Annotated in this window: 19 protein-coding genes; 16 read left to right on the top strand and 3 right to left on the bottom strand. The window is 75.2% G+C overall.

The genetic code is table 11. The features are described 5' to 3' along the window. Positions 1-127 precede the first annotated feature (127 nt). A complete protein-coding gene (locus tag Voc01_RS10540) occupies positions 128-3,046 on the top strand; it encodes an AfsR/SARP family transcriptional regulator (RefSeq protein WP_203927144.1) in 2,919 nt (972 codons plus the stop codon). Here the strand turns inward: Voc01_RS10540 and Voc01_RS10535 are convergent. Further along, a complete protein-coding gene (locus tag Voc01_RS10535; protein WP_203927143.1) occupies positions 3,035-3,739 on the bottom strand; it encodes an NUDIX hydrolase in 705 nt (234 codons plus the stop codon). The genes Voc01_RS10540 and Voc01_RS10535 overlap by 12 nt on opposite strands. A gap of 130 nt (positions 3,740-3,869) precedes the next feature. Here Voc01_RS10535 and Voc01_RS10530 point away from each other — a divergent pair, with 130 nt between their 5' ends. Continuing rightward, positions 3,870-4,037: a hypothetical protein gene (locus Voc01_RS10530; RefSeq protein WP_203927142.1), complete on the top strand. Its 168-nt coding sequence runs from the start codon at positions 3,870-3,872 to the stop codon at positions 4,035-4,037. Positions 4,038-4,199: 162 nt separating this feature from the next. Here the strand turns inward: Voc01_RS10530 and Voc01_RS10525 are convergent, their stop codons facing one another. After that, on the bottom strand, positions 4,200-4,799 hold the full coding sequence (locus Voc01_RS10525) for a TetR/AcrR family transcriptional regulator (protein ID WP_203927141.1): 600 nt from the start codon (positions 4,797-4,799) through the stop codon (positions 4,200-4,202). Between the two features lie 43 nt (positions 4,800-4,842). On the opposite strand from Voc01_RS10525, the gene Voc01_RS10520 reads away from it, so the two are divergent. The 7 genes from Voc01_RS10520 to Voc01_RS10490 all read left to right on the top strand — a co-directional run bounded on the left by Voc01_RS10520 (position 4,843) and on the right by Voc01_RS10490 (position 10,761). After that, on the top strand, positions 4,843-5,976 hold the full coding sequence (locus Voc01_RS10520; protein WP_203927140.1) for an FAD-dependent monooxygenase: 1,134 nt from the start codon (positions 4,843-4,845) through the stop codon (positions 5,974-5,976). Between the two features lie 85 nt (positions 5,977-6,061). Then, the gene (locus Voc01_RS10515; protein WP_203927139.1) at positions 6,062-6,259 is read left to right on the top strand and encodes an MbtH family protein; all 198 of its coding nucleotides are present in this window, start codon (positions 6,062-6,064) and stop codon (positions 6,257-6,259) included. A 48-nt stretch (positions 6,260-6,307) separates the two neighbouring features. Beyond that, the gene (locus tag Voc01_RS10510) at positions 6,308-7,471 is read left to right on the top strand and encodes a sensor histidine kinase (protein WP_239160097.1); all 1,164 of its coding nucleotides are present in this window, start codon (positions 6,308-6,310) and stop codon (positions 7,469-7,471) included. Then, positions 7,468-8,130: a response regulator gene (locus Voc01_RS10505; protein ID WP_203927138.1), complete on the top strand. Its 663-nt coding sequence runs from the start codon at positions 7,468-7,470 to the stop codon at positions 8,128-8,130. The genes Voc01_RS10510 and Voc01_RS10505 overlap by 4 nt, the downstream gene beginning before the upstream one ends. Positions 8,131-8,262: 132 nt before the next feature. Next, positions 8,263-8,910 (top strand): DUF2306 domain-containing protein, encoded by a 648-nt coding sequence (locus Voc01_RS10500; RefSeq protein ID WP_239160096.1) that lies wholly within the window; start codon positions 8,263-8,265, stop codon positions 8,908-8,910. Beyond that, a complete protein-coding gene (locus tag Voc01_RS10495) occupies positions 8,907-9,926 on the top strand; it encodes an NAD(P)-dependent alcohol dehydrogenase (protein WP_203927136.1) in 1,020 nt (339 codons plus the stop codon). The genes Voc01_RS10500 and Voc01_RS10495 overlap by 4 nt, the downstream gene beginning before the upstream one ends. 7 nt (positions 9,927-9,933) lie before the next feature. Beyond that, positions 9,934-10,761, top strand: coding sequence for a DUF6585 family protein (locus Voc01_RS10490; protein ID WP_203927135.1), 828 nt, complete (start codon positions 9,934-9,936; stop codon positions 10,759-10,761). On the opposite strand, the gene Voc01_RS10485 is transcribed toward Voc01_RS10490, so the two are convergent. Further along, positions 10,740-11,711: a helix-turn-helix transcriptional regulator gene (locus tag Voc01_RS10485; protein WP_203927134.1), complete on the bottom strand. Its 972-nt coding sequence runs from the start codon at positions 11,709-11,711 to the stop codon at positions 10,740-10,742. The two genes, Voc01_RS10490 and Voc01_RS10485, sit on opposite strands and share 22 nt — an antisense overlap. Positions 11,712-11,754: 43 nt before the next feature. On the opposite strand from Voc01_RS10485, the gene Voc01_RS10480 reads away from it, so the two are divergent. The 7 genes from Voc01_RS10480 (at position 11,755) to Voc01_RS10450 (ending at position 25,835) form a co-directional block, all read left to right on the top strand. Beyond that, on the top strand, positions 11,755-12,153 hold the full coding sequence (locus Voc01_RS10480; RefSeq protein WP_203927133.1) for a VOC family protein: 399 nt from the start codon (positions 11,755-11,757) through the stop codon (positions 12,151-12,153). Continuing rightward, entirely contained in the window at positions 12,153-12,680 is a 528-nt protein-coding gene (locus Voc01_RS10475) for a YdeI/OmpD-associated family protein (protein ID WP_239160095.1), read from the top strand. Before Voc01_RS10480 ends, Voc01_RS10475 begins: the two co-directional genes overlap by 1 nt. A 212-nt stretch (positions 12,681-12,892) precedes the next feature. After that, positions 12,893-19,447, top strand: coding sequence for a type I polyketide synthase (locus Voc01_RS10470; RefSeq protein WP_203927131.1), 6,555 nt, complete (start codon positions 12,893-12,895; stop codon positions 19,445-19,447). A gap of 5 nt (positions 19,448-19,452) precedes the next feature. Beyond that, complete coding sequence (locus tag Voc01_RS10465) at positions 19,453-23,592, top strand: beta-ketoacyl synthase N-terminal-like domain-containing protein (RefSeq protein ID WP_203927130.1); 4,140 nt, start codon at positions 19,453-19,455, stop codon at positions 23,590-23,592. Between the two features lie 5 nt (positions 23,593-23,597). Further along, complete coding sequence (locus tag Voc01_RS10460) at positions 23,598-23,870, top strand: acyl carrier protein (RefSeq protein WP_203927129.1); 273 nt, start codon at positions 23,598-23,600, stop codon at positions 23,868-23,870. Between the two features lie 10 nt (positions 23,871-23,880). After that, complete coding sequence (locus Voc01_RS10455) at positions 23,881-24,639, top strand: alpha/beta fold hydrolase (RefSeq protein WP_203927128.1); 759 nt, start codon at positions 23,881-23,883, stop codon at positions 24,637-24,639. Then, entirely contained in the window at positions 24,636-25,835 is a 1,200-nt protein-coding gene (locus Voc01_RS10450) for a glycosyltransferase (protein WP_203927127.1), read from the top strand. Before Voc01_RS10455 ends, Voc01_RS10450 begins: the two co-directional genes overlap by 4 nt. The last annotated feature ends 22 nt before the right edge of the window (positions 25,836-25,857 follow it).

The following is a 25,857-nucleotide window of genomic DNA, read 5'->3' as shown; positions in this document are numbered from 1 at the left end:
GGACCTTCCGCATGGGTGATGCCGGGCACGCTGTGGGTAGCGGCACCGCCACGGTCGCACGTACCGTCGTCCGTCAGGGCGAGTGTGAACAGGCACCGGCACGGGGAGACGGGATGGAGACGTGCCGATGATCTTCCGCGTCCTGGGTCAGCTCGCCGTCGGCGACGGTCGGGTGGCCCTGCCGACGGGTCACCAGCTGACCGTGCTCGCCGTGCTGCTGGTCAACCCGAACCGCCGCGTGTCGCGGGCGGAACTGATGCGCTGGGCGTGGGGCGCCGCGGAGGTGCGCCCGACCCAGCTGGACAAGCAGGCGTCCTACGTCCGCTCGTTCCTGGCCGGCCTGCCGGGCAAGCACTCCCTGGTCACGTACAAGGGCTTCGGCTACGAGCTGCGGGTGGCGGAGTCCGAGCACGACATGCTCACCTTCGAGCGGCTGATCCGTGACGCCGGGCGCGCGGCCGGTGAGGCCGGCGACCTGGAGGCGTCGCTGCTGCGCCAGGCGCTGCGGCTGTGGCGGGGCCGGCACCCGCTGGAGGGGGTGCCGGGCGCGATGGGGGTGACCCTCGGCGCCGAGCTGATCTCGCGCCGCAAGCGGGCGCTGGTGCGGCTGTGCGACCTGGAGTTCGCCCGGGGCCGGCACGCCGAGGTGCTCGACGACCTGCGGCTGATGGTCGGCTACCACCCGACCGACAAGCGGCTCACCGAGCAGCTGATGCTGGCGCTGCACCACAACGGGCACACCACGGAGGCGCTGGAGGTCTACGACGCGCACGTGGAGACGCTCGACCGCACCGTCGGCACCAACCCCGACCCGGGGCTGCGCGACCTCTACTACGCGATCGCCCGCGGCGACGACGAGGCCGTTGCCGCGCGGGGCGGGGGAGTCGCGCCGCGTCGCGCGCCGCGTCCGGTCGATCCGCTGGTGACGCCGCGGCAGCTGCCTCCGGCGCCGGCGAACTTCGTGGGACGCGGTGAGGTGGTGCAGGAGGTGCAGTGGCTGCTCTCCCGTACCGGGTCGGGGCCGCGGGTGGTGGTGCTCACCGGTCCCGGTGGCATCGGCAAGACGGCGCTGGCGGTGCACGTGGCGCACCGGGTCCGCGACAACTACCCCGACGGGCAGCTGGTGGTGGAGCTGGGCGGCACCCGCGCGGAGGCGGTGCCGACGGCGGAGGTGCTGGCGCAGGTGCTGCGCGCGTTCGGGTTGACCCGGATCCCCGAGTCGCGGGAGGAGCGGGCGGCGCTGCTGCGCAGCGTCCTGTCCGACAAGCGGGCGCTGCTGATCCTCGACGACGCGCACGACGAGGCCCAGGTGCAGGACCTCATCCCGGGCAGCCCGGGCTGCGCCGTGCTGGTGACCGCGCGGCAGCGCCAGCCGATGCTGGCCGGCGCGCACCACGTCCCCGCGCTTCTGCCCCTGGACCGGGAGGAGTCGCTGGACCTGTACCAGCGGGTGGTCCGCGACGCCGGGGTGCGGACGCCGGCCGCGCGTGGCGGTGCCGAGCGGTTGGCCGCGGCCCGGATCGTGGAGCTGTGCGCGGGCCTGCCGCTGGCGGTGTGGGTGGCCGCGGCGCTGCGGGCCGAGGACGGCGGCCCGTCGGCGCCGGAGCTGGCGGCGCGGCTGGCCGACCAGCCGTTGGCGTCGCTGGTGTTCCGCGACCGCAGCGTGGCCCGCACGATCGGCGCGGGCATCGACCGCCTCGACGGGTCGGCCCGCACGCTGTTCCTCGGGCTGGGCCTGCTGCCGCTGCCCGACATCGCGCCCTGGACGGCCGCGGCCGTGCTCGACGCCGACCCGTACGAGCCGCTGCGCCGGCTGGCGGCGCGGTACCTGCTGCACCCGGCGGGGGAGGGCGGCCGCTACCGGTTCCACGACCTGCACCGCGAACTGGCCGGCCTGTACGCCCGCGACGACTCCGCCGCCGCGTCGTGGCGCAACGCCGTCGTCGAGCGGGTCTACCGGACGCTGCTGACCCTGGTACGCCACGCCCACCACGCGATCTACGGCGGTGACTACGAGGTCGTGCACGGCACCACGCCGCTGGTCGACCTGCCCTCCCGCCACCTCGAACCCATCACGCGCTCACCGATGACCTGGTACGAGACCGAGCGGCTGAACATCCGCGCGGCGGTGAAGCACTGCTGCGAGCTCGGGCTGACCGAGATCGCCTGGGACCTGGCCGTGTCGAGCCACGAGTTCTACAACCGCCGCGGCTACCTCGACGACTGGGCCGCCACCCACCAGGTCGCGCTGGCCGCCTGCCGCGACGCGGGCAACGTGCGCGGAGAGGCGGCGCTGCTCGCCGTGCTGGGCCAGCCGGCGCTGGTCACCGGCCGTCGCCCCGGCGTGTCGGGCATCGACGACCTCCACCGGGCCGCCCGCCTGTTCCGCCAGGCCGACGACGTGCACGGCGAGGCGATCGCCCAGCGGACCCTGGGCAACGCGCTGCGCCACGCCGGCCGGTTCGACGAGGCCCTCGACGCGTTCCAGGTCGCGCTGAAGGGCTACACCGCGGTCGGTGACGCGGTCGGTCGCTGGCAGGCGCTGCGCTACATCGGCCAGCTGCATCTCGACCTCGGCCGCGCCGACCGGGCGGTGAGCCTGCTCCGCGAGGCCGAGGCGGCCGCCCGCGGCATCGGCCGCCCGCTGCCCCAGGCCCAGACCGCGTACTGGCTGGGCCGGGCCCACCTGGAGACCGCCGACCCGGCCGCCGCCAAGGACAACTTCCGGTCGGTGCTGGCCCTGGTCGACGACGCCGACGAGGTGGGAATGGCGTGGGGCCACTTCGGCCTGGGCGACATCGCCCTGGCCGCCGGCCGCCACGCCGACGCCGACCAGCACCTCGGCCTCGCCGCCCAGCTGGCCGGTCACGCGGGCGACGCGCTCCTGGAGGGGCGCGTCGCGCTGTCGCAGGCGGCCCTCTTCCGGGCCGCGCGTCGGATCCCCGACGCCCGGTCGCGGCTGGACCGGGCGATCTTCTGCTTCACCGCCGCCACCGCCACGCACCTGCGCGAACGCGCGGAGGCGGAGCGGAAGTCACTCCTCTGAGCCGTTCCGCAGCATCGCGGGGTGGAGCTTCTCGGCCGGGCCGCGCCGGTACAGCGCCGCCGGGCGGCCGGTCTCGTGCGCCCGCTTGGCGTCGGTCTGCACGAGGAAGCCGTCGGCCTTGGTGACCTTGCGGTTGAAGTTGCGCGGGTCCAGCCGCATGCCCCAGACGAGCTCGTAGACGTCGCGCAGCTCGCCGATCGTGAACGTGTCGGCGCAGAACCGGGTCGCCAGCGTCGTGTACTCCAGCCGCCGGCGGGCCTCCTCGACGGCGTCGGCCAGGATCCGGTCGTGGTCGAAGGCCAGCTGGCCGGGCTTCTCCAGCAGCGGCGCGACCGGTCTCCACCGCGCGTCGGCGGCGTCGGAGCCGGCCACCGGGGTCGGCAGGTTGGGCGCGATCGCCAGGTACGTCACCGACACCACGCGTCCGCGGGGGTCGCGGTCGGGGTCGCCGTAGGTGCCGATCTGCTGCAGGGGTAGCTCGTCGCCTTTGAGGCCGGTCTCCTCCTCGAGTTCGCGGGCGGCGGCCGCCTCGATGCTCTCGCCGGTGCGGAGGAACCCGCCGGGCAGCGCGAGCCGGCCCTGGAACGGCTCGTTGCCGCGGGCGATCAGGAGCACCCGGAACGTGCGCTTGCGCACGGTGAGGATGACCAGGTCCACCGCCAGGCGCAGCGTCTCGTGCGAACGGTCGGACATGGGACACCGCCTTTCTGTCACCTTGACACAAACATGGTCAACAGTTAACGTCGATATGACATTAATGGATTCCCCGATCCGGTGATGTCTCGCCCTTTCCGTGACGCCTCTCCCTGAGAGGAGGTGAACCATGCGCGCATTCTTCCGCAACCTGCTGCTGAGCTTCCTGGTCGCCGCCGCCTTCCCTGCGGCGAGCGGGACCGTCGCGGCCGCCGACGCCACGCCGTCGAACGTGCTCGCGGCGCCGGACTGTCCGGCCGGCACCAACTGGGACTACGTGTTGCAGCGGTGCCGGTAGGCAGGCGGCATGATCCCGGAAGCCGAGATCGTTTGACTTGAGTGCTGGGGCTCCGGGGGGAGGTTGCGGGTCGTGCGGTCAACCAGTGGGCCACACGACCCGCAACGCCGTGCGCCCACATGCCCTCCGGGGTCCCGCTCGCGTGCGCGCATCACGGTGCGGTCAGGCCGTCGAGTACGCCGTGAGCAACGCGCGGACGGCAACCGTCAGGTCGGCACGGCCTTCCTCCGTGCCGGCCGGGGGAGCGGTCAGCGCGCCCGCGCCGGCCAGCCGGTCGAAGAGCAGCCCGTCGATGCTGGCCACCAGGTGGTCGCCGGCCCGGTCGGGGTCGGTGGCGCCGGCGGCGGCCATCATCGCGCGGGCCTGCGTGCGTGACGCCGCGCCGTGCGCGAGCACCGTCCGCAGTTCGGGTTGGTGGGTGGCCGCGAGCACGCAGTGGTAGCGGGCCAGCGTCCGCCGGCGGTCGGTGGTCAGCCACCGGTCGAGCAGGTACGCGATGCCGGTGGCGATCGCGTCGAGGTCGGTCATGTCCACGATGGCGTCGGGCAGCGGCGTGGCCTCGAGGTCGCGCCGGTCGAGGTCGGCCAGCCGGTTCACCACGGCCTCCACCAGCGCCTGCCGGGTGCGCAGGTAGGCCGACGTCGTGCCCTGCGGCATCCCGGCCCGCACATCGACGGCGCGGTGGGTCAGCCCGCGCATGCCGGCGTCGGCGAGGAGGTCGATCGCGGCGTCGGCGAGGGTGGGGATCCGGTCGCTGGGCACGTCCCGTAGTATCGTCTTCTACATCTGTAGAAAGCGGTGGGACATGCGGACGGCGATCGTGGTGGGCGGCGGCATCGGCGGGCTCGGCGCCGCCGTCGGGTTGCGGCTGACGGGCTGGGACGTGACGGTGCTGGAACGGCGGCCGTCGACGGCGCCGGCCGGCACGGGACTGGTGCTGCAGGCCAACGGCATGCGCTGCCTCGACGAGCTCGGCCTGGGCGACGCGGTGCGGGCCGGTGGCCGGCCCGACGCCGGCGGCGGCACCCGGACCTCCGACGGCAGGTGGCTCGCCCGGATCGACGGCGACATCATGGCCGAGATCCTCGGCACGTCGGCCGTGGGCATCCACCGCGCCGTCCTGCACGGGATCCTGCTGGACGCGCTTCCGTCCGGCACCGTCCACACGGGAGCGACGGTCACCGGCGCGTCGGCCGACGGCACCGTCACCTACCGGCTCGACGGCGTCGAACACACCCGGCACGCCGACCTGGTGGTCGGCGCCGACGGCATCAACAGCGCCGTGCGCGCCGCGCTGTGGCCGGAGAATCCGGGGCCGGCGCGCGTCGGCGTGATCGTGTGGCGCGGTGTCACCCGCGACCCGTGGCCCGGTGACATCGACGTCGCGATCAGCTGGGGACGCGGGGAGGAGTTCGGGGTCGTGCCGCTCCTCGACGGTCGGGTCTACTGGTTCGCCGCCATCAACGGGCCCGCGCCCGTCACCGACGAGGACCCGGTCGCGGCGGTGCTGCGGCGCTTCGGCGGGTGGCACGACCCGGTTCCCGCACTGGTGGGCGCCACCGACCCGGCCACGATCCTGCACGACGACCTGCGCTGCCTCGACGTTCCGCTGCCGACGTACGTGCGCGGCGACGTCGTGCTGCTCGGCGACGCGGCGCACGCGATGACCCCGAACCTGGGCCAGGGCGCGAACCAGGCGCTCGAGGACGCCGTGGTGCTGGCGGCGACCGCCGGCTCGCCCGACCGGTACGACCGCGACCGCCGGCCGCGTAGCCAGAAGGTGGCCCGCGTCTCGCGCCGGATCGGCCGGATGAGCAGCGCCGCCAACCCGGTCGTGGTGGCCGCGCGCAACGCGCTGATGCGCGTCACCCCGCCGCGCGCGGCGCTGCGGTCGATGGCCCGCTACGCCGACTGGACACCGCCTGAACTCGGACGGTGACCGGCTTCCGTCCACAGTTTCCGTCCACAGTGGATTGATCAGACATGGTACCGTCGTCGATGCTTCGTCAACGACGGGTGGGCCGATGAGCGATCCTTCGCAGCAGTTCCAGATCGTGCTGAACCCCGAGCGGCAGCACTCGATCTGGCCGGTCGACCAGCCCCTGCCCGAGGGCTGGCAGACGACCGGGCGCGTGGGATCCAAGTCCGAGTGCCTCGCGTTCATCGACGCCGTGTGGAACGACGTGAACCCGTTGAGCCAACGTCACCTGGGCGGCGACTAGTCCTTTGGACTGATCTCGTCGGGCTTCCGCGCTCGTACCATCGGTGGCGTGCCGTGGTTCATGCGTGCCCTCTGGTCGGAGCCCCGGGCGCCCGGTGCGCCCGTGCGGGTGTGGCGCGACTGGCTGCTCGTCGCGGTTCTGGTCGTCGCCGTGGTGCTCGAGGGTGTGCTGGCGCCCGACCTCCGGTGGCGGGTGGTGGCGACCGTCCTCGCGCTCGCGCTCGTGCCGACCATGCTGTGGCGACGCACCCGGCCGCTGCTCATGGTGGCGATCGCGTTCGGCACCTGCGGCCTGAGCCCGCTGGTCACCGGTGGCGAGCTGGCCGAGCTGCAGACGACGGGCTTTCTGACGATCCTGGCGTACGCGCTGTTCCGGTGGGGATCCGGACGCGAGGTGGTGCTCGGATCGGGCATCATGCTCGGCCGGCTGGCCGTTTCGGTGGTGCTGCAGCAGATCACCCTGGGCATGGCGGCCGTGGGCGTGCTGGTCCTCTCGGTGGCGGCGGCGTGCGGGGTGGCGCTGCGGTACCGGTCCCGCGCCCGGCAGCGCGAGCTGGAGGCCCGGCAGCGCGAACTGGAGACGGTGGCGCTGCTCGAACGCGAACGGCTGGCCCGCGACCTGCACGACACGGTGGCCCACCACGTCTCCGCGATCGCGATCCGGGCACAGGCGGGCCTGGCGACGCTGGCGGCCAACCCCGACGCGGCGGCCGACGCGCTGCGCGTCATCGAGGCCGAGGCGACGCGGACGCTGGCGGAGATGCGCACGATCGTCAAGGCGCTGCGCCGCGCCGAAGGGGCCCAGCCGCCGGCGGCCGTCCGCGCGCCCGGCGAGCGCATCGCCGACCTGGGCGCGCTCGCCGGTGGCGCGCGCGGCGGTCCCGTGGTCGACGTGGCGATCGACGGTGACACCACCGACCTGCCGCCCTCGGTCGACAGCGCGATCTACCGCCTCGCGCAGGAGTCGGTCACCAACGCGCGCCGGCACGCCAGACACGCCACCCGCATCGAGGTCCGCGTCGCGGCCGACGACACGTCGGTGCGGCTGCGGGTCACCGACGACGGGGAGGCCGGGCCGGCGTTCGGGTCACCGGGGTACGGGCTCGTCGGCATGACCGAGCGGGCCGACCTCCTCGGGGGCACGTGCGAAGCCGGTCCCAACCCCGACCGCGGCTGGACGGTCACCGCCGTGCTCCCGCGCCGCGCCGCATGACGGTCGGGGTGCTGGTCGCCGACGACCAGGAGATCGTGCGCACCGGGCTGACGATGATCCTCAACGCCCAGCCGGGCATCGAGGTGGTCGGCGAGGCCGGCGACGGGCGGCGCGCCGTCGACCTGGCCCGCCGGCTGCGCCCCGACGTGTGCCTGTTCGACATCCGGATGCCGCTGCTCGACGGCATCGAGGCGACGCGGGCGCTCGCCGGCCCCGACGTGCCCGACCCGATGGCGGTCGTCGTGATCACCACCTTCGACCTCGACGAGTATGTCTACGCCGCGTTGCGCGCCGGCGCCCGGGGCTTCCTCCTCAAGGACGCCGGCCCGACCCTGCTGGCCCAGGCCGTGCACGCCGCGGCCGAGGGCGACGCGCTGATCGCGCCGGCCGTCACCACGCGGCTGCTCACCGCGTTCGTCGAGGCCGGTCCGGCCGGACCGCCCCGCCAGCCGGTCGACCCGCTGACCGACCGCGAGGAGCAGGTGCTCGCCGCGGTGGCGCGGGGCCGCACCAACAACGAGATCGCCGGCGACCTGTACATCACGCTGAGCACGGTCAAGACGCACATCGCGAGCCTGATGGCGAAGCTGGGCGCGCGGAACCGCGTGGAGATCGCGATGTGGGCCTACGAGACCCGCCGGGTGGTCCCCGGCCGGTAGGCCGCCGGGCCGGGCCTTCGGGCCGGCCCGCCGGGCCGCCGAAAGTACGGGAGCCGTCCCCGTCCATCGGTGGGTGTCCGGCCGGCCTCCGCTCCGATGATCCGGCGCCGACGGCGCAGCACGATCGTCGGTATGACACGACGTTGGCTCATCCCCACGGGGCTGCTCCTGCTGAGCGCGGTGCCGGTGGCGGCCGGCGCGTTCCGCGTCACGCAGCTGTCGACCGGCGCCGCCGCCGGCCCCGGCGACGAGCGGTTCGCCGCCGACCCGGTACCGGTCGTGGTGCACATCGTCACGGTCACGGTGTTCTGCGTCCTCGGCGCGTTCCAGTTCCTGCCCCGGCGGGGCACCGGCATGGCGCGGCCGGCGTGGCACCGGGTCACCGGCCGGATCCTGGTGCCGGCGGGGCTCGGCGCGGCGCTGTCGGGGCTGTGGCTCACCGTGTTCTTTCCCCGGCCCGACGATGTGGGCACGCTGGTCACGGTGTTCCGCCTGGTGTTCGGCACCGCGATGGCCGTGGCCGTCGTCCTCGGTGCCGTCGCCGTCCGGCGGCGTGACTTCGCGGGCCACCGCGCCTGGATGGTCCGGGGCTACGCGATCGGGCTCGGCGCCGGCACGCAGGCGTTCACCCACGCGGTGTTCATCGCCGCGACAGGTCCGGTCGACCGGACCGGCAAGGCGTTCGCGATGCTCGCCGGCTGGTTGATCAATCTCGCGGTGGCGGAGGTCGCCATCCGTGGAAGGGCACACCGGAGGACTCTGATGGGAGCGGCGCGATGAAGGCGGTCATCCAGAACGGGTACGGCGCACCGGGAGCGGTGCTCTCCTACGGCGAGGCGCCGACGCCCACGCCCGGGCCGGACGACGTCCTCGTCGCGGTGCGCGCCGCGTCGCTGAACGCCCGCGAGTGGCACCTGATGCGGGGCGACCCGTACGTCGCCCGCCTCACGCCCGGCATGTCGCTGCGCGCGCCGAGGGGGCGGGTCGTCGGTACCGACTTCGCCGGCACGGTCGTCGCCGTCGGTACGGGCGTCACCGACCTGAAGGAGGGCGACGACGTCTACGGGGAGGTCGATGGCGCGTTCGCCGAGTACGTGCGCGCGCCGCGGCGCCTCGTCGGCGTCATGCCGGCGAACCTCACCCACGAACAGGCGGCGGCGGTTCCGCTGGCCGGCAACACCGCGCTGGAGTGCCTGCGCGACGAGGCGAAGGTCGTCGCGGGACAACGGCTCCTGGTCAACGGCGCCTCGGGCGGCGTGGGGACCTTCGCCGTGCAGATCGGCCGCGCGCTCGGTGCCGACGTGACCGGGGTGTGCAGCACCCGCAACGTCGACCTGGTCCGGAGCCTGGGTGCCGGGCACGTCGTCGACTACGCACGGGAGGACTTTGTCCACAGTGGACGGTACGACGTCGTCCTCGACCTCGTCGGCAACCGGTCGCTGAAGGATCTGCGCCGGTGCGTTACGGACGGCGGGACCCTGGTGCTGTCGGGCGGCGGGACGTCGACCGGCGGCAGCCTCGTGGGTCCCATGGGGTTGTTCATCCGCGGGTCGCTGGCCGCGAGGTTCAGCCGGCGCCACCGGATCCTCACGCCGCAGCCGAAACCGGCCCGGGAGAAGTTCGACGCGCTGACCGCGCTCCTCGAAGCGGGCACGGTCGTTCCGGCGATCGACCGGACCTACCCGCTCAGCGCGGCGTCCGACGCGATCCGCTACCTGGAGGAGGAGCACGCGCGCGCGAAGGTCGTGCTCACCATCGGCCAAAGTGGCACATTCCGCACCCCGCGGGTGCTGTGATCGGTAGGTGGACGACGAGGGGCACGTCGAGGTACCGGAGGACGTCGCCGACGTGGCGCACGACCACGGGCTCGGCACGTTGATCCGGGAGTACCGGTACGCCGGCACCCTGCGGATGTCGGCGCGGGACGTCAACACCACGTTGAACCCGTACGTCGCCGCTCTCGGTCCCGTCGTGCTGACGCTCGGCGCGCTGACCCACGGCTGGGTCTCCTGGGCGGGCCTGGCCCTGGGCCTGCCCCTGACGATCATCTTCGCCCGGCAGGTCTGGGAGCACCGCCGGCGCAAACGGCTGCGCCGGCTCTACCAGTACACCGGCGGCCTCGTGATCGTCATGGGCGACCTGCATCCGGAGGTCGTGGCCTGGAACGAGGTGGACGACTACGACCACACGGTCGACCACCTCGACGAGAACGAGGCCCGCCTGCTCGGGACGCCCGACGAGCGCACCTACCACTCCCACTACATCCTCACCACCGCCCGGGTGCCGCTGGAGATCCACAGCGAGTTCCACGACACCGGTCCCCTCGCCGAGGCGATCGAGGAGGCGGTGCTGCCCGGGATCATCCGCAACCACCGGGCCCGCTTCGCCGCCGGCGAGGAGCTGGAGTTCGGCGACGTCCGGATCGGACCGCGGGGCATCGGCACCGACCTGGCCGGCACCGTGCCCTGGGGCGACGTCGACCGGGTCGAGGTCGACGACGACGGGCTGACCGTCCACCGGGTCGGCCTCGACACCCCGGTGATCGAGGTCGACGCCGACGACCTGGACCACATTCCCGCCCTGGAGGCGGTGCTCGCCGACGCGAGCCGTCAGGAGGACGCGTCGAGGTAGCGGCGGGCCCGCTCGCGGAGGAACTCCCGGAGCTCGGGCGGTTCGAGCACGGTGAACGGGACCTCGAACCCGGTCAGGTACGTGGTCAGGTCGGCCAGCGAGTCGTAGCCGGTCACCAGTTCGCAGGTCCCGTCGCCGAGGTCGGTCACGCGGCCTGAGGTCGGTGTGGTCCGCTCGACCACGACGGACGCCGGCGCCCGCAGCCGGACCCGCACCTTGTACGGCCACGGCGCCGACACCACGCCGCGCAGCACGTGCGCGGCCGCGTCCCCGCCGGGCGGCTCGCGCGGCACGAACCTCCGTGCGGCGGCCGACGCGTCGCCGGTCGGCGGCAGCGGGGTGACCCGGTCGGCGCGGAAGGTGCGCCAGTCGCGCCGGTCGGTGTCCCAGGCGAGCAGGTACCAGCGGCGGCCGGTGTACACGAGCGTGTGCGGCTCGACGTCCCGGACGCTGACCGTCCCGTCGTGCCCGGCGTAGGAGAAGCGCAGCCGCTCTCGGTTGTGAGCGGCGTTCGCCACTGTGGACAGTGTTTCCAGATCGACGGTCGGCCCACCGCCGGCCGCCGACACCGTGGCCGTGCGCAGCGCGTCCACGCGGGGCCGCAACCGCGACGGGAGCGTGCGTTCGAGCTTGGTGAGCGCCCGCAGTGAGACGTCCTCGATGCCGGTGACGGACCCGGCCGCCGCCGCGCGCAGCCCGACCGCGACGGCGACCGCCTCGTCGTCGTCGAGGAGCAGCGGCGGCATCGCGGTGCCGGAGCCGAGCCGGTAGCCGCCCGTCGGGCCGGTGGACGAGTCGATGCGGTATCCGAGCTGGCGCAGCTTGTCCACATCGTTGCGGACCGTGCGGGTGGTCACCTCGAGGCGCGACGCGAGCTCGGCGCCTGTCCATTCCCGGCGCTGCTGCAGAAGCGAGAGCAGGCGTAGGAGTCGAACCGAAGTCTCCAGCATTTGAGGAATCTAACCTTCCTCAACCCCTCCTAGCGTTGTCCACATGAGCGAACTGAGGGGTTTGGCGAACGTCTCCTACTGGGCCGACGACTGGAACGCCGCGAAGGACTGGTACTCCGAGCTGATCGGCGCCGAGCCGTACTTCCTGCGCGACGGCTACGCCGAATGGCGGCTGGGCGACGACCTGGACGAGCTCGGGCTGATCGACAGCCGCTACCGCCCGCCGGGGCGCATTGAGCAGGGCCCGGGCGGCGTGGTCGTGTACTGGCACGTCGACGACGTCCACGGCGCCTTCGAGCGACTTCTGTCGATGGGTGCCACCGGGCACGAGCCGCCGGCCGACCGTGGTGCCGGCTTCGTCACGGCGACGGTGGTCGATCCGTTCGGCAACCTGTTCGGCGTCATGTACAACCCGCACTACGTGGAGGTGAAGGGACAATGATGACCTTCACCGACGTCGATGCCTTCGACCGCTGGCTCGCCGCGCACCCCGGCGAGCGCGAGGTGTGGGTCGCCGTGGCCCGCAAGGGCACCCCGGGCCTGACCGCCGCCGAGGCCGGCGACATCGCGATCTGCCACGGCTGGATCGACAGCCACCGCCGCCGGCTCGACGGAAAGCGCTTTCTCCAACGGTTCTCGCCGCGCCGGGCGGGCAGCCCGTGGTCACAGGTCAACGTCGACCGGGTCGCCACCCTCGAGGCCGCCGGGCGGATGCGCGCCGGCGGCCGGGCCGAGGTCGCCGCCGCCAAGGCCGACGGGCGCTGGGACGCGGCGTACGCGCCGCAGCGCTCCGCGCCGGTCCCGCCGGATCTTCTCGCGGAACTCGCGCGCGACCACCGGGCGCGGGCCGCGTTCGACGGCCTCGGCCGCAGCGAGCGGTACTCGCTGTTCCTGCCGATGCTCAAGGCCCGCACTCCGCGGTCGCGGGCGGTCGCGCTGCGTCGGGCCGTCGCGCAACTCCAGACCTGAGAAGACGCGCGTGGGCGCGCGAGCCACTCGGGAGTCGATCGGTGAGCACGCCACGCCGCCCGGCAACGCGCCGGCCCAGCAGGCGGGAGGCCGAGCCCGCCCTGCCGCGTGCCGGGGCCGCATTCGGCCGTAACAAAGTGGACAAAACGAGCGTTACTTCCCCGAGGGTGGTGCGAGCGGGCGCGCCGCCGACCAGGGGAGGTCACAGGTCAATGACGCTCGGAACGATCATCGGAGTGACCCCGTTCGGGCTGCCGGACGCGCGCCTCGTGGCGGCACTGCGCGCCGCGGGAGCCACCGGGGTCCTCGATCTGACCGGGCACGACCAGCGCGCCGAGGACGAGCTGGCGCGCGCCGCCCGCTGGGTGCCGGGCACGTTCGGGGTGCGGCTGGGGTCCGACCCGCCGGCCGGGCTCCTCGGCGCGCTGCCGGACACGGTCGACCTGCTCGTGGTCCCGCATGATCTGGCCGAGTGGGCGGCCGTCGTTGCGGGCGGCCGCACCGTGCTCGTGGAGGTTACCGACGCGGCGCAGGCGGTCGCCGCGGTCGCCGCCGGCGCCGACGGGCTGCTCGCCCGGGGCAGCGAGGCTGGCGGAGCTGCCGGTGAGCTGACCACGTTCGTCCTGCTGCAGCAGGTGCTCGGTGCGGTGCCGGTCCCCGTGTGGGCGTGGGGCGGGATCGGCCCGCACACCGCGGCGGCCGCCGTCGCCGGTGGCGCGGCCGGGGTGGTGCTCGACAGCGCGCTCGCCCTGCTCGACGAGGCGACCCCGCCACCGGACCTGGCCGCGGCGCTGGCCACCGCCGACGGCACCGGGACCGTGGTCCGCGACGGCCGCCGGGTGTGGCGGCCGCGCGGCGCGACCCGTGACGTGCCGGCCGGCCAGGACCTGTTCCTCGCCGCGGCCGCCGCCGGGTGGGGCGCCGTGTCGGACGCTCCCGCGGCGGGCGTCGCGACCGGTGATGTGGCGTCGACCGTGCGGGCCGTCGACCTCGCGATCGCCGCCGCGACCGGTGAGCTGGCCGTACAGGCGCTGGAGGCGTCGGCGCCGTTCGCTCGCCGGCTGGGGCTTCAGCTTCCGGTGGTGCAGGGCGCGATGACCCGCGTGAGCGACCGGCCGGCCCTGGCCGCCGCCGTCGCCGCGGCCGGTGGGCTGCCGTGCGTGGCGCTGTCGCTGGCCGACGGCGAGTCCAGCCGGACGCTGCTCGCCGACACGGCGCGGAAGGTGAACGGGCGGCCGTGGGCGGCGGGCATCCTGGGGTTCGCGCCGGAGGAGGTGCGGTCGGCCCAGCTCGACGCGATCCGGGCCACCCGGCCGACCGCGGTGGTCATCGCCGGCGGACGGCCGTCGCAGGCGGCGGCGCTGGAGGACGTCGGCATCTCGGTGTTCCTGCACGTGCCGTCGCCCGGTCTGCTCGAACAGTTCCTCGCCGCCGGGGCGCGCCGGTTCGTGTTCGAGGGCGCCGAGTGCGGCGGCCACATCGGACCGCGGTCGAGCTTCTGCCTGTGGCAGGCGCAGTTGCCGATCCTGGTCGACCACCTCGACCGCAACCCCGGCACCACGGTCGACGTCGTCTTCGCCGGCGGCATCCACGACGCCCGGTCGGCGGCGATGGTCGCCGCGCTCGCCGCGCCGCTGACCGCGCGGGGTGCGGGCGTCGGGCTGCTCATGGGAACCGCCTACCTGTTCACCGAGGAGGCCGTCGAGACCGGCGCGATCGGTGCGACGTTCCAGCGCGAGCTGCGCGGCGCGCGGTCCACCGCCGTGCTGGAGACCGCGCCCGGCCACCTCACCCGGTGCGTCACCTCGCCCTACACGGAAGAGTTCAACGGGACCCGCGACAGGCTCCGAGCCGCGGGCACGCCCGACCGGGAGATGTGGGAGGAGCTGGAGCGCCTGAACCTCGGGCGGCTCCGGATCGCCAGCAAGGGCATCCGCCGGGACGGGGCGCGGCTGGAACGCGTCGACGAGACCGTCCAGCGCGACGAGGGCCTGTTCATGGCCGGCCAGGTCGCGGTGCTGCGCGACCGGGTGACCACCGTGGCCGACCTGCACACCCAGGTGACCGCCGGGGCCAAGGCGTGGCTCGCCTCACGGGCGGCCGCACGGCCGCTCACGACGACGGCGGGCGCGCCGGAACCGCCGGAGCCGCTGGACGTCGCGATCGTGGGGCTGGCCGGGATCTTCCCCGGCGCGCCGGACACCGCCACGTACTGGTCCAACGTGCTGGCCGGCGTCGACTCGGTGACCCCGGTGCCGGCGGAGCGGTGGGATCCGGCGCGGCACGGGATGGCGTCGGCGGCGGGCGGGTTCCTGCCCCGCGTGCCGTTCGACCCGCTGGCGTACGGGATCCCGCCGGCGTCGCTGGCCGCGATCGAGCCGGTGCAGCTGCTGGCGCTGGAGGTGGCCGCGCGGGCGCTGGCCGACTACGGGCGCTCCTTCGACCGGTCGCGCGCGTCGGTGGTGTTCGGGGCCGAGTCGGGCGGCGAGCTGTCGAGCGCGGCCATGATGCGCGCGACGCTGCCGGGCTACCTGTCGACGATACCGTCCACAGTGGACGAACAGCTGCCCGCGTTCACCGAGGACACGTTCCCCGGCGTGCTGGCGAACGTCATCGCGGGACGGATCGCGAACCGGCTCGACCTCGGCGGGTCGAACTTCACGGTGGACGCCGCGTGCGCGTCCTCGCTGGCCGCGCTCGACGTGGCGTGCCGCGAACTGGTGGCCGGCACCGCCGACCTCGTGCTCTGCGGCGGCGCCGACACCCACAACGGCGTCTACGACTACCGCCTCTTCGCCTCGGTGGGCGCGCTGTCGCCCACCGGCCGGTCGCGGCCGTTCGACCGGTCGGCCGACGGGATCGCGCTCGGCGAGGGCGTTGGCTGCCTGGTGCTCAAGCGCCTCGCGGACGCCCGCCGCGACGGCGACCGGGTCTACGCGGTGATCCGGGGGATCGGCAGCGCCAGCGACGGCCGGGCCCGCGGGCTGACCGCGCCGCGACCCGAGGGGCAGCGGACCGCGCTGGAACGGGCCTACGCGCAGGCGCGGGTGTCGCCGGCCGACGTCGGCCTGGTCGAGGCGCACGGGACCGGCACGGCGGTGGGCGACCGCACCGAGCTGGCGACACTCACGGCCGTGTTCGCGGGAAGCGCACCCGGCACGGTGGCGCTCGGTTCGGTGAAGTCGCAGATCGGCCACACCAAGTGCGCGGCCGGCGTGGCCGGGGTCATCAAGGCGGCGCTGGCGCTGCACGTGGGCGTCCGCCCGCCGACGACGCACCTGGCCGAACCGCACGCGGAGTGGTCGGCGTCGGAGAGCCCGTTCGCGTTCGACCGCACCGCGCGGCCGTGGCCTGAGCCGGCCGGTGGACGCGTGGCCGCGGTGAGCGGCTTCGGTTTCGGCGGCACCAACTTCCACGCGGTGCTCACCGGCGGCGGGGACGCGCCGCCCCGGCACGGGTACGACGCGTGGCCGGCCGAGCTGTTCCTGTTCGCGTCGGCGGCCGACGCCGCCTGGCTGCGCGACCGCGCCGTCTCCGGCGGACCGGTGCGGCCGCGCGACCTCGCCCGCACGGCGGCGGTGCGGCTCGACCGGGCCGGCGGGGTCGCGGTCGCCGCGGTCGTGGCGTCCACAGTGGACGAGCTGGTGTCCGAACTGGACACGGTGACGGTCCGGGAGCCCGCCGACCGCCCGCCGGTCGCGTTCCTGTTCCCGGGACAGGGCAGCCAGCGCGTCGGGATGCTGGCGCCGCTGCTCGTCGCGTTCCCCGAACTGCAGGACCTCGTCGACCCGCGTGGCGACTGGGCCGCCGCGCTCTACCCGGGCGCCGCGTTCGACCCGGACGCCGAGCGCCGCCAGCGCGACCTGCTGCGCGACACCCGGCACGCCCAGCCCGCCCTCGGCGCGGCCGGCCTCGCCGCGCACCGCTTCCTCGCGATGGCCGGTGTCGCGCCCGACATGGTCGCCGGGCACAGCTACGGCGAACTCGTCGCGCTCGCCGCCGCCGGCGCGGTACCGGCCGCCGACCTGGCCGCGCTCAGCACGGAGCGGGCGGCGGCGATCCTGGGCGCGGTCGGCGGGGATCCCGGCACCATGGCCGCCGTCCAGGCCGGGGCGGAGACGGTGTTCGACGCGTTGACCGGGATCCCCGGCGTGGTGGTCGCCAACCTCAACGCGCCCCGGCAGGTGGTGGTGTCCGGCGCCACCGGCGCGGTCGCGTCGGCCGTGGAACGGCTGCGGGCCAGGGGGATCGGGGTCACCGCGCTCGACGTGGCGGGCGCGTTCCACAGCCCGCTCGTCGCCGGCGCCGGTGCCGCCTTCGGCGCGGCGGTGGCGCGGGTGGCGCTGCGCGCCCCCTCGGTGCCGGTGTGGTCGAACCGCACCGCGCGGCCGTACCCCGACGACGCCGGCCAGATCGCGTTCGAGCTCACCGAGCAGATCGGTGCGCCGGTGCGCTTCGGCGAGCAGGTCGAGGCGATGTACGCGGCCGGCGCGCGCGTGTTCGTCGAGTGCGGGCCGGGCACCGTCCTCAGTGGACTCGTGGGCGCGACACTCGAGGGCCGGCCGCACACGGTGGTGAACTTCGAGCGGGCCGGCGGCGGGCTGCCCGGCGCGCTGCGGGCCCTGGCCGACCTCGCGCTGGCCGGCGTCCCGGTGCGTCCGGACCGGCTGTTCCGCGGCCGCGACGCGGTCGACCTCGCCGCCGCCCCGCCGGCCGTCGCTCCACGGTGGACGGTCGACGGGCACGCCGTGCGCACCGCCGACGGCGCGTTCCTGCCCGGCGGCGTCACCACGCCCCGACCGGTCGACCTGACCCCGGCGGTGACCGCGTCGTCGGACGACCTGATCGGCGACTACCTGCGCACCACGCGCGAGTTCATCGCCGCCCAGCGCGAGGTCATGCTGGCCTACCTCGGCACCGCGCCCGCACCGCCGCGCGTCGTGGAGCCCGCGCCGGCGCCGGTCCCGGAGATCCCGCACCAGGCCGGCCCGGCACCGGTGGAGGACACCCGGTCCACAGTGGACAGGGTGCGCCAGGTCATCAGCGACCGCACCGGATACCCGCTGGACCTCGTCGAGCCGGACCTCGACCTGGAGGCCGACCTCTCCATCGACTCCATCAAGCGCACCGAGATCATCGGTGAGCTGGCCGGCGCCACGGCCGGTGCGATGGCGGCGCAGCTGGCCGACTCGGAGATCGAGGAGCTGGCCCGGATGCGCACGGCCGTCGCGATCGCCGGCTGGCTCGACGCCCGGTCCGGCCGGCCGGAGCCGGCACCGGAACCGGCCCTGGAAGCGGGATCCGAACCGGCACCGGGACCCGACCTCCAGCCGGACCCCGCCGTCGAGCGGCTCACGGTCACGTGGACGCCGTCTCCGGTCGCCGGGCGGCTGGCCGACCTCGCCGGCCGGCGGATCGCGGTCAGCCCGATCGGCACCGGGCCCGACGCGTCGGTGGGCGCCTCGGTCGGCGCGGAGCTGGCGCGGCTGCTGATCGAGAGGTGCGCGGCCACCGTCGTCGGGCCCGACGAGCCGGCCGACGACCTGGTCCTGCTCGACGCGCTCGGCGCGGCGGACGACGACGAGCCGGCGTTCCTGCCGGAGTGGTTCCCGGTGCTCCGCGACGCGGCGCTCACCGGCTCGGGGGTGTTCGTCGTCGTCGCCGACGGCGACCCGCGCGCCGACGGGCTGGCCGGGTTCTTCCGGTCGCTGCGGCGCGAGCGTCCCGAGGCGATCGCGCGGCTGGTGGCCGTCGAGCCGGGACGCTCCGCGGCGGCGACGGCCGGCGCCGTGCTCGCCGAACTGGCCGTCCGGGACTCCGAACCCGTGGCACGGCTGGGATCCGAGCGGCTCATCTGCACCACGTCCGCACGTCCGCTCGAACCGGCCGCCGCGACGGCGGACGCCGCGGCGGCGATCGGCCTGGGGCCGCAGTCGGTCCTGCTCGCCGTCGGCGGGGCACGGGGGATCACGTCGGTCGTCACGCGGCAGTTCGCCGCGGCGAGCGGGTGCCGGGTCGCGGTCGCCGGCCGGACGCTGCTGCCCGCCGGTCCCGAAGATTCTGAACTGGCCGCGGCCGTCGACCTCGCCGGGCTGCGCGCGGTGCTGGCCGCGCGCGAGCCCGGGCTGCCGGCCGCCGCGGTCGACGCCCGCGCGCGGGCCGCGCTCGCCCGCCGCGAGGTGACCCGGACGCTCGACGGGCTGCGTGCCGTCAGCCGCGACGCCTGGTACACCCCCGTCGACGTCACCGACGCGGAAGCGGTGCACAGCCTGGTGAAGCACGTGTACGCGCGGCACGGCCGGCTCGACGGCGTCATCTTCGCCGCCGGCGTCATCGAGGACAGGTTGCTGGCCGACAAGTCACCGGAGTCGTTCCGGCGGGTGTTCGCCACGAAGGTCGACGGAGCGCGGAACCTGCTCGATGCGCTGGGCGACCTGCCCGAAGGTCCCCGGTTCGTGACGCTGTTCGGCAGCATCGCGTCGGTCCTCGGCAGCCGCGGCCAGTGCGACTACGCCGCCGCCAACGACGCGATGGCCGAACTCGGCGGACGCTGGGCCGCCGACACCGGGCGGCGCTGCCTGACCGTCCACTGGGGACCGTGGGCGCCGACCGGCGGCGGCATGGTGACGCCCGAGCTGGCCGAGCGCTTCGCACGCCAGGGCGTGCGCCTGATCGACCCGGTGCGCGGCGCCGTCGGCCTGCTGCACGAGCTGGCCTGGGGCGATCCGGCGCTGACGTCGGTCGTGTACGCGGCGCCCGGCTGGTGAGCCCGATGGAACCGGTGGCCGTCGTCGGGATGTCGGTGCTGCTGCCCGGCGCGCCCGACCTGGACACGTACTGGCGCAACCTCGTCGGCGGGGTCGACTGCATCACGCCCGTGCCGGCGTCGTACGGGCTGACCGCCGACGTGTTCCCGGCCGGACGCGGCGGGTTCCTCGGCGACCTCGCCGCGGTCGACGCCGCCGCGCTCGGCGTGATGCCGGCCGCGCTGCCGCACACCGAGCCCGACCAGCTGATCGCGCTGCACGTGGCGACCGCGGCGCTCGCCGACGCCGGCCCGCTCGGCGACCCCCGCCGGGTCGGCGTGATCCTGGGCCGCGGCGGGTACTTCACCGCGGGCATGGCCCGGATGGACCTGCGCACCCGCACCGTGCACCAGGTCGCGCACCTGCTCGCGGAGCTGGGTTTCGACGACGGGACCCGGCAGCGCGTGCGTGAGGCGTTCCTCGCGCGGCTCGACCCGCCCTCGCGCGGTGCGGAGATCGGGCTCGTGCCGAACCTGACCGCGTCGCGGATCGCGAACCGGCTCGGCCTCGGCGGACCGGCGTACACCGTCGACGCGGCGTGCGCGTCGTCGCTCGTGGCGATCGACCACGCCGTGGGCGAGCTGAACCGGGGACGCTGCGACGCGGTGCTCGTCGGCGGCGTGCACCACGCGCACGAACCGGGCCTGTGGACCGTGTTCGACCGCCTCGGCGCGGTGAGCGGCTCCGGTGCGATCCGGCCGTTCGACCGGTCGGCCGACGGGCTGCTGATCGGCGAGGGCACCGGGGTGGTGGTCCTGAAACGGCTCGCCGACGCCCGTCGCGCCGGCGACCGGGTGTACGCGGTCGTCCGGGGCACCGGCGTCGCCAGTGACGGCGGCGGTGCCAGTCTCATGCACCCGGGCACCGGCGGGCAGGTCGAGGCGCTGCGGCAGGCCTGGGCGGCGGCCGGTCTCGACGCGGCGGCACCCGGGTCGATCGGCCTGCTGGAGGCGCACGGCACCGGCACCCCCGCCGGCGACACGGCCGAACTGGCCACCCTGCGCGAGGTGTTCGGTGCCGGCGCGCCCGCCGTGCTCGGCTCGGTGAAGTCGATGATCGGGCACACGATGCCGGCGGCCGGGATCGCGGGGTTCATCAAGGCCGCGCTCGCCGTGCACCACGGCATGCTGCTGCCGACGCTGCACTGCGACGACCCGCACCCCGACCTCGCGGCCACCCGGTTCCGGCCGATCGACACCGCGCGGGAGTGGCCGGACGGCGTGCGCCGGGCCGCGGTCAACGCGTTCGGCTTCGGCGGGATCAACGCGCATGTGGTGCTCGAGGGCGAACCGCGGGCGACGCGTCCGGTCCGCGTGCGGGAGCCGGAGCCGGTGCTGCGGCTCGCGGCGCCGACCGTCGCCGACCTCGCCGACCGGCTCGACCACCGGCACCCGTCCGACGGCCGGCCTTCCTCCGACGGCCCGTGCCGGATCGCCGTCGTGGCCCCGACGGAGCGCACGCTCGCGACCGCCCGCCGGGTACTGGCCGCCGGACGGCCGTGGCGGGGCCGCCAGGACATCTGGTTCAGCCCCCGTCCGCTGCTCGACGGCGGCCGGATCGCCTTCCTGTACCCGGGTCTGGAGGCCGACTTCGACCCGCGCGTGTCCGACGTCGCCGCGCACCTCGGCTGGCCGGTGCCCGACCTGGGGACGGAGAGCCTGTTCCGGCAGGGCTCCGCGGTGCTCTGGGTCGGCCGGCTCCTCGACGCCGCGCTGCGCGCGCACGGCGTGCGTCCCGACGTGCTCGCCGGCCACTCGATCGGCGAGTGGACCGCGACCGGCATCGCGGCCGGCTACACCGAGGCCGAGATCGAGCCGGTGCTGGCCGCGTTCGCCGACGCCGCCCGCGAGGTGCCGGACGTGGTGTTCGGCGTCCTCGGCGAACCCGCCGGTGCGGCGGCCCGCCGGTTGGCCGGCACCACCGTGACCGTGTCCCACGACAACTCGCCGCACCAGAGCGTCGTCTGCGGTCCGGCCGTCGAGGTCGAGCGGGTGCTGGCCGCGGCGCGCGCCGACGGCGTCCTCGGGCAGGTCCTGCCGTTCCGGTCGGGCTTCCACACGCCGCGCCTGCGGCCGTACCTCGACCGGTTCGCCCACGCGGCCGCCGGTCTGGAGCCGCGGCCGTGGCGCGAGCCGGTGTGGTCGGCCACCACCGTCGCGCCGTACCCGGACGACCCCGCCGACGTGCGGGCGCTGCACACGCGTCACCTGCTGGAGCCGGTGCGCTTCCGGCCCTTGGTCGAGCGGCTGTACGAGACCGGGGTGCGGGCGTTCGTCCAGGTCGGGGTCGGGCAGTTGGCGTCGCTGGTCCACGACGTGCTGCGGGGGCGCGAGCATCTCGCGGTCGCCGCCAGCTCGCCGCGGCAGACGGGGCTCGGGCAGCTCACCCGGGTACTGGCGGCGCTGTGGGTCGAGGGCGCGCGGGTGGGCGACGAGCTGCTCGGAGCGGTGGCGTCGCGGCGGGAGCGGGTGCGGTTGGCGCTCGGCAGCCCGCTGGTCTCGCTCGGCCCGGGAGCGGCGGGCCTGGCCCCGGTGAGGCCGGAAGCGGCCGGCCCGGTCCCGGCGGCGCCGCGTGTGGCGCACACGGGCATCGCGGCGATGGTGGCGGAGGCCGAGGAGGCCGCGCTGGCGGTGTTGACCGCCACCCGGTCCCGGTCCACCGCACCGGAACCCCGGCGCGAGGTGCCGGTCCGCACCCAGACCCGGGACATGTCGCTGGGCGCCATGCCCTACCTCCGCGACCACACCTTCTTCTCGGTGCCCGCCAACTGGCCCGACCCCTACGACGGCTTCCCGGTCGTGCCGGCCACCGAGCTCGTCCGGCAGCTGGCCGACTTCGCCCGCGACAGCGCGCCCGGCCGCGTCGCGGTCGCCGTGCGGGAGGCCAGGTTCGAGCGCTGGCTCGCGGTCGAGCCGCCGGTCCGGGTCACGTTCGAGGGGACCCGCGTGAGCGCGGCCCGGATGGCCGTCGTCGTGCGCGGGTACGCCCGGGCGACGGTGGACCTCGACGAGGCGTACCCGCCACCGCCGGCGCGCTGGCCCACCGTCTCCGGGCGGGCACCGCTCCTCACCGCGCGCGAGGTGTACGACCGGCGCTGGATGTTCCACGGCCCCGGATACCGCGGCATCACGGGCATCGACTCGATCGGGCCCGACCACGTCGTCGGGGAGCTGACCGTGCCCGACGCTCCCGGTGGGCTGCTCGACGCGGCCGGCCAGCTCGTCGGCTACTGGGTGCTGGAGGAGTGCGAGGAGGACAACCGCACGTTCCCGGTCCGGATCGGGGAGCTGCGGACGTACTCGCCCGAACCGCCGGTCGGCGAGCGGGTCACGTGCCACGCCCGCGTCCTCACGGTGACCGCGACGACCGTGGTCGCCGCGCTGCAACTGGTCCGCGCCGACGGCACGGTGTGGGCCGAGGCCGACGGCTGGCAGCTGCGCCGGTTCGCGTACGGCCCCGAGGTCCAGGCGGTCGACCGCGGCGCCGGCACGGAGCTGCTGGCCCGCCGGCAGGCCGAGGGCTGGTGCTGGGTCGGCGAGGCCTGGCCCGACCTGGCCAGCCGCGAGCTGATGGCCCGCACGTACCTGACCCGCGACGAGTGGGACGCCTACGAGCGGCAGCCCCCGCAGCGGCGCCGGCGGTGGCTGCTCGGCCGGGTCGCCGTCAAGGACGCCGTCCGCGGCCTGGTCCGCGACCGCGAACCGGCGGGCGAGGTCTTCCCCGCCGAGCTGACGGTGGAGGAGGACGACGGTCGGCCATGGGTGCGTGGACGGTTCGACCGGACCCTGCCTGAGCTCGCCGTCTCCCTCGCCCACGCCGGCGAGGTCGGTGTCGCGATCGTGCGCTCCGCCGGTCCCATCGGCATTGACGTCGTCGAGGTGAGCGGGACCGGCACAACGGCCGACACCGCGCGGTTCCGGGCCGCGAAGGGCGCCGCCGCCCGGGCCATGGGCGGGGCGGAAGGCGGGGCGGCAGACGACCTGGAGATCACCGGCGTGTTCGGCGACGACCTGTTGGTGCGCGACGTCCTCGTGCGCGTGACCGACCTGACCTACGACGGGCGGCGCTACGTCGTCGCCTGGACCCCACCCGCGAGCGAGAGGTGACCCGCGTGCAGACCGGCACCGACGTCCTCACCGAGATAGGTGACCTGATCCGCGAGGTGCTCGACGAGCCCGACCTCGACGTGCCGATCACCCGGGAGACGTCGTTCCAGGAGGACCTCGCGTTCGAGAGCATCGACCTCGTGGTGCTCGGCACCCGGCTGACCGAGCGCTACGGCCCCGCCGCGAACCTGCCGGCGTTCCTGGCGGAGCTGAGCCTCCAGGAGATCATCGCGCTGCGCGTCGGCGACCTGGTCGACCACCTGACCGGCGGCCGCTGACATGGCCTACGTGACGGTCGACGGCGTGCGGCTGCACGTCCAGCGGCTGGCCGGCGACGGGCCGCCGCTGGTGTTCGTGCACGGGATGACCGGGTCGATGGCCGACTTCCACTTCACGCTCGCCGGCCCGGTGCACGGGCTGGGCTTCGACGTGGTGACCTACGACCTGCGCGGGCACGGCCGCAGCGACCGGCCGGCGAGCGGGTACACGCTCGACGCCGCCGTCGACGACCTGCACGGGGTCGTCACCGGGCTCGGGATCGCCGGTCCGGTGCACCTGGTCGGCAACTCGTTCGGCGGCACCGTCGCGTTCCGCTACGCCCACCGTCACCCGGGGTCGGTGGCGTCGCTGGTCGTCATCGAGTCCGAGCCACCGACCGCCGCGTGGTGCACGCGCATCGCCCGCGTCCTGCACGACGTCACGCGCGACGACGGCGACGACACCGACCGGCACCCCGAGCTGACCCGCAAGCTGGTGGCGTCGGGCCGGATCCTGACCGGGACCACCACGATCGGCGCCGACGTCGTGCGTCCGGAGGGCCTGATGACCGCCGACGAGATCCGGGCGGTCGACGCGCCGGTGCTGCTGGTCGTCGGCGGCCGGTCGGACCTGCACGGCGAGCTTGCGCACCTGGTGCCGCTGCTGCGGCGGTGCACGGTGGAGGTCGTCGCGGACCAGGGCCACCTGGTCCTGGTGACCGCGCCGGACCGCGTCCGGGCGGCCGTGCTGCCGTGGCTGGCCGATCGGGCGGCGGTGGCGGTGCCGTGAGGTTCCTGTTCGTGGTGGCGCCGCTGTTCGGTCACCTCGCGCCGATGCGGGGGGTCGCCGACCGGCTCGTCGCCGACGGCCACGAGGTGGCGTGGGCCGGCGCGGGCGGGTGGCTGCGGGAGCGGTTCGGCCCCGACGCGACGGTGTTCGACTGCGCGTCGCCGCGGTTCGCCGACACGTCGTTGCGCCCGCCCGACCTCCGCGGGCCGGCGGCGTTCCAGTTCCTCGTGGACGGGTACCTGGTGCCCCTGGCGACGGAGATGCTCCCCGGCGTGCGGTCGGCCATCGAGCGGTACCGGCCCGACCTCGTGCTCGCCGACCAGCACACCTGGGCGGGCGGCGCCGCCGCGCACCTGGCCGGCGTGCCGTGGGCGACCTCGGCGCCGACCACGGCGGAGCTCGTCGAGCCGTTGCCGGCGGGTATCGCCGCCTGGGTCACGCGACGGCTGGCCGACGCGTGCCCCGCCGAGCCGGACCCGCGCTGGTCGCCGTCGCTGGTGCTCGCGTACACGACCCCCGACCTGGTGCGGCCGGTGTCGGTCCCGGAGAACGTGCGCTGGGTCGGTCCGACGCTCACCGAGGCGGGTGACCACGACTGGACGCCGCCCTGGGACCGCGGGCGCCCGCTGGTCGTCGTGACGCTCGGGACGGCCAACGGCGCGGCCGGCGAGCGCTTCCTGCGGGTGTGCGCCGAGGCGCTGTCCGCGCGCACCGACCTCGACACGCTGGTGGTCGACCCGGACGGCGTCCTCGGCGACGCCGCCCGCGACGGGAACGACGCCGCCTTCGGCGGGCCGGACGCCGCCTTCGGCGGGAACGTGCGGACGGTCCGGTGGATCCCGTACCTCGCGGTGCTGCGCCGGACCAGCCTGGTGATCTGTCACAGCGGCCAGAACACCGCCTGCGACGCGTTGTGGCACGGGATCCCGCTGGTGGTGGCCCCGATCCGCGACGACCAGCCCGCGGTCGCCGCCCAGGTGGTCGCCGCCGGCGCGGCAGTGCGGCTGCGGTTCGCCCGCGCGGGGGTGGCACAGGTGGCCGCGGCCGTCGACACGGTGCTCGGTGACCCGGCGTACGCTGCCGCCGCGGCCCGGATCGGCGCTTCGTTCCGGGCCGCCGGCGGCGCCGGGGCGGCCGCTGACGCGCTCGTCGAGCTCGCGCTGGCCTCGACACCGTCGGCCACCGCGCGTGCCTGACACGGCCCGCGCCCGCCGCCCG

This window comes from Virgisporangium ochraceum, from assembly GCF_016863655.1.
Lineage (GTDB): Bacteria > Actinomycetota > Actinomycetes > Mycobacteriales > Micromonosporaceae > Virgisporangium > Virgisporangium ochraceum.
This window is presented reverse-complemented; position numbering and strand designations above follow the sequence as displayed.

Coding starts and splice junctions, on each gene's coding strand:
- Voc01_RS10485 (WP_203927134.1), bottom strand. CDS start 11,711: ATGCTGGAGACTTCGGTTCGACTCCTACGCCTGCTCTCGCTTCTGCAG.
- Voc01_RS10515 (WP_203927139.1), top strand. CDS start 6,062: ATGAGCGATCCTTCGCAGCAGTTCCAGATCGTGCTGAACCCCGAGCGG.
- Voc01_RS10475 (WP_239160095.1), top strand. CDS start 12,153: ATGACCTTCACCGACGTCGATGCCTTCGACCGCTGGCTCGCCGCGCAC.
- Voc01_RS10500 (WP_239160096.1), top strand. CDS start 8,263: ATGACACGACGTTGGCTCATCCCCACGGGGCTGCTCCTGCTGAGCGCG.
- Voc01_RS10465 (WP_203927130.1), top strand. CDS start 19,453: ATGGAACCGGTGGCCGTCGTCGGGATGTCGGTGCTGCTGCCCGGCGCG.
- Voc01_RS10530 (WP_203927142.1), top strand. CDS start 3,870: ATGCGCGCATTCTTCCGCAACCTGCTGCTGAGCTTCCTGGTCGCCGCC.
- Voc01_RS10540 (WP_203927144.1), top strand. CDS start 128: ATGATCTTCCGCGTCCTGGGTCAGCTCGCCGTCGGCGACGGTCGGGTG.
- Voc01_RS10480 (WP_203927133.1), top strand. CDS start 11,755: ATGAGCGAACTGAGGGGTTTGGCGAACGTCTCCTACTGGGCCGACGAC.
- Voc01_RS10495 (WP_203927136.1), top strand. CDS start 8,907: ATGAAGGCGGTCATCCAGAACGGGTACGGCGCACCGGGAGCGGTGCTC.
- Voc01_RS10520 (WP_203927140.1), top strand. CDS start 4,843: ATGCGGACGGCGATCGTGGTGGGCGGCGGCATCGGCGGGCTCGGCGCC.
- Voc01_RS10470 (WP_203927131.1), top strand. CDS start 12,893: ATGACGCTCGGAACGATCATCGGAGTGACCCCGTTCGGGCTGCCGGAC.
- Voc01_RS10505 (WP_203927138.1), top strand. CDS start 7,468: ATGACGGTCGGGGTGCTGGTCGCCGACGACCAGGAGATCGTGCGCACC.
- Voc01_RS10535 (WP_203927143.1), bottom strand. CDS start 3,739: ATGTCCGACCGTTCGCACGAGACGCTGCGCCTGGCGGTGGACCTGGTC.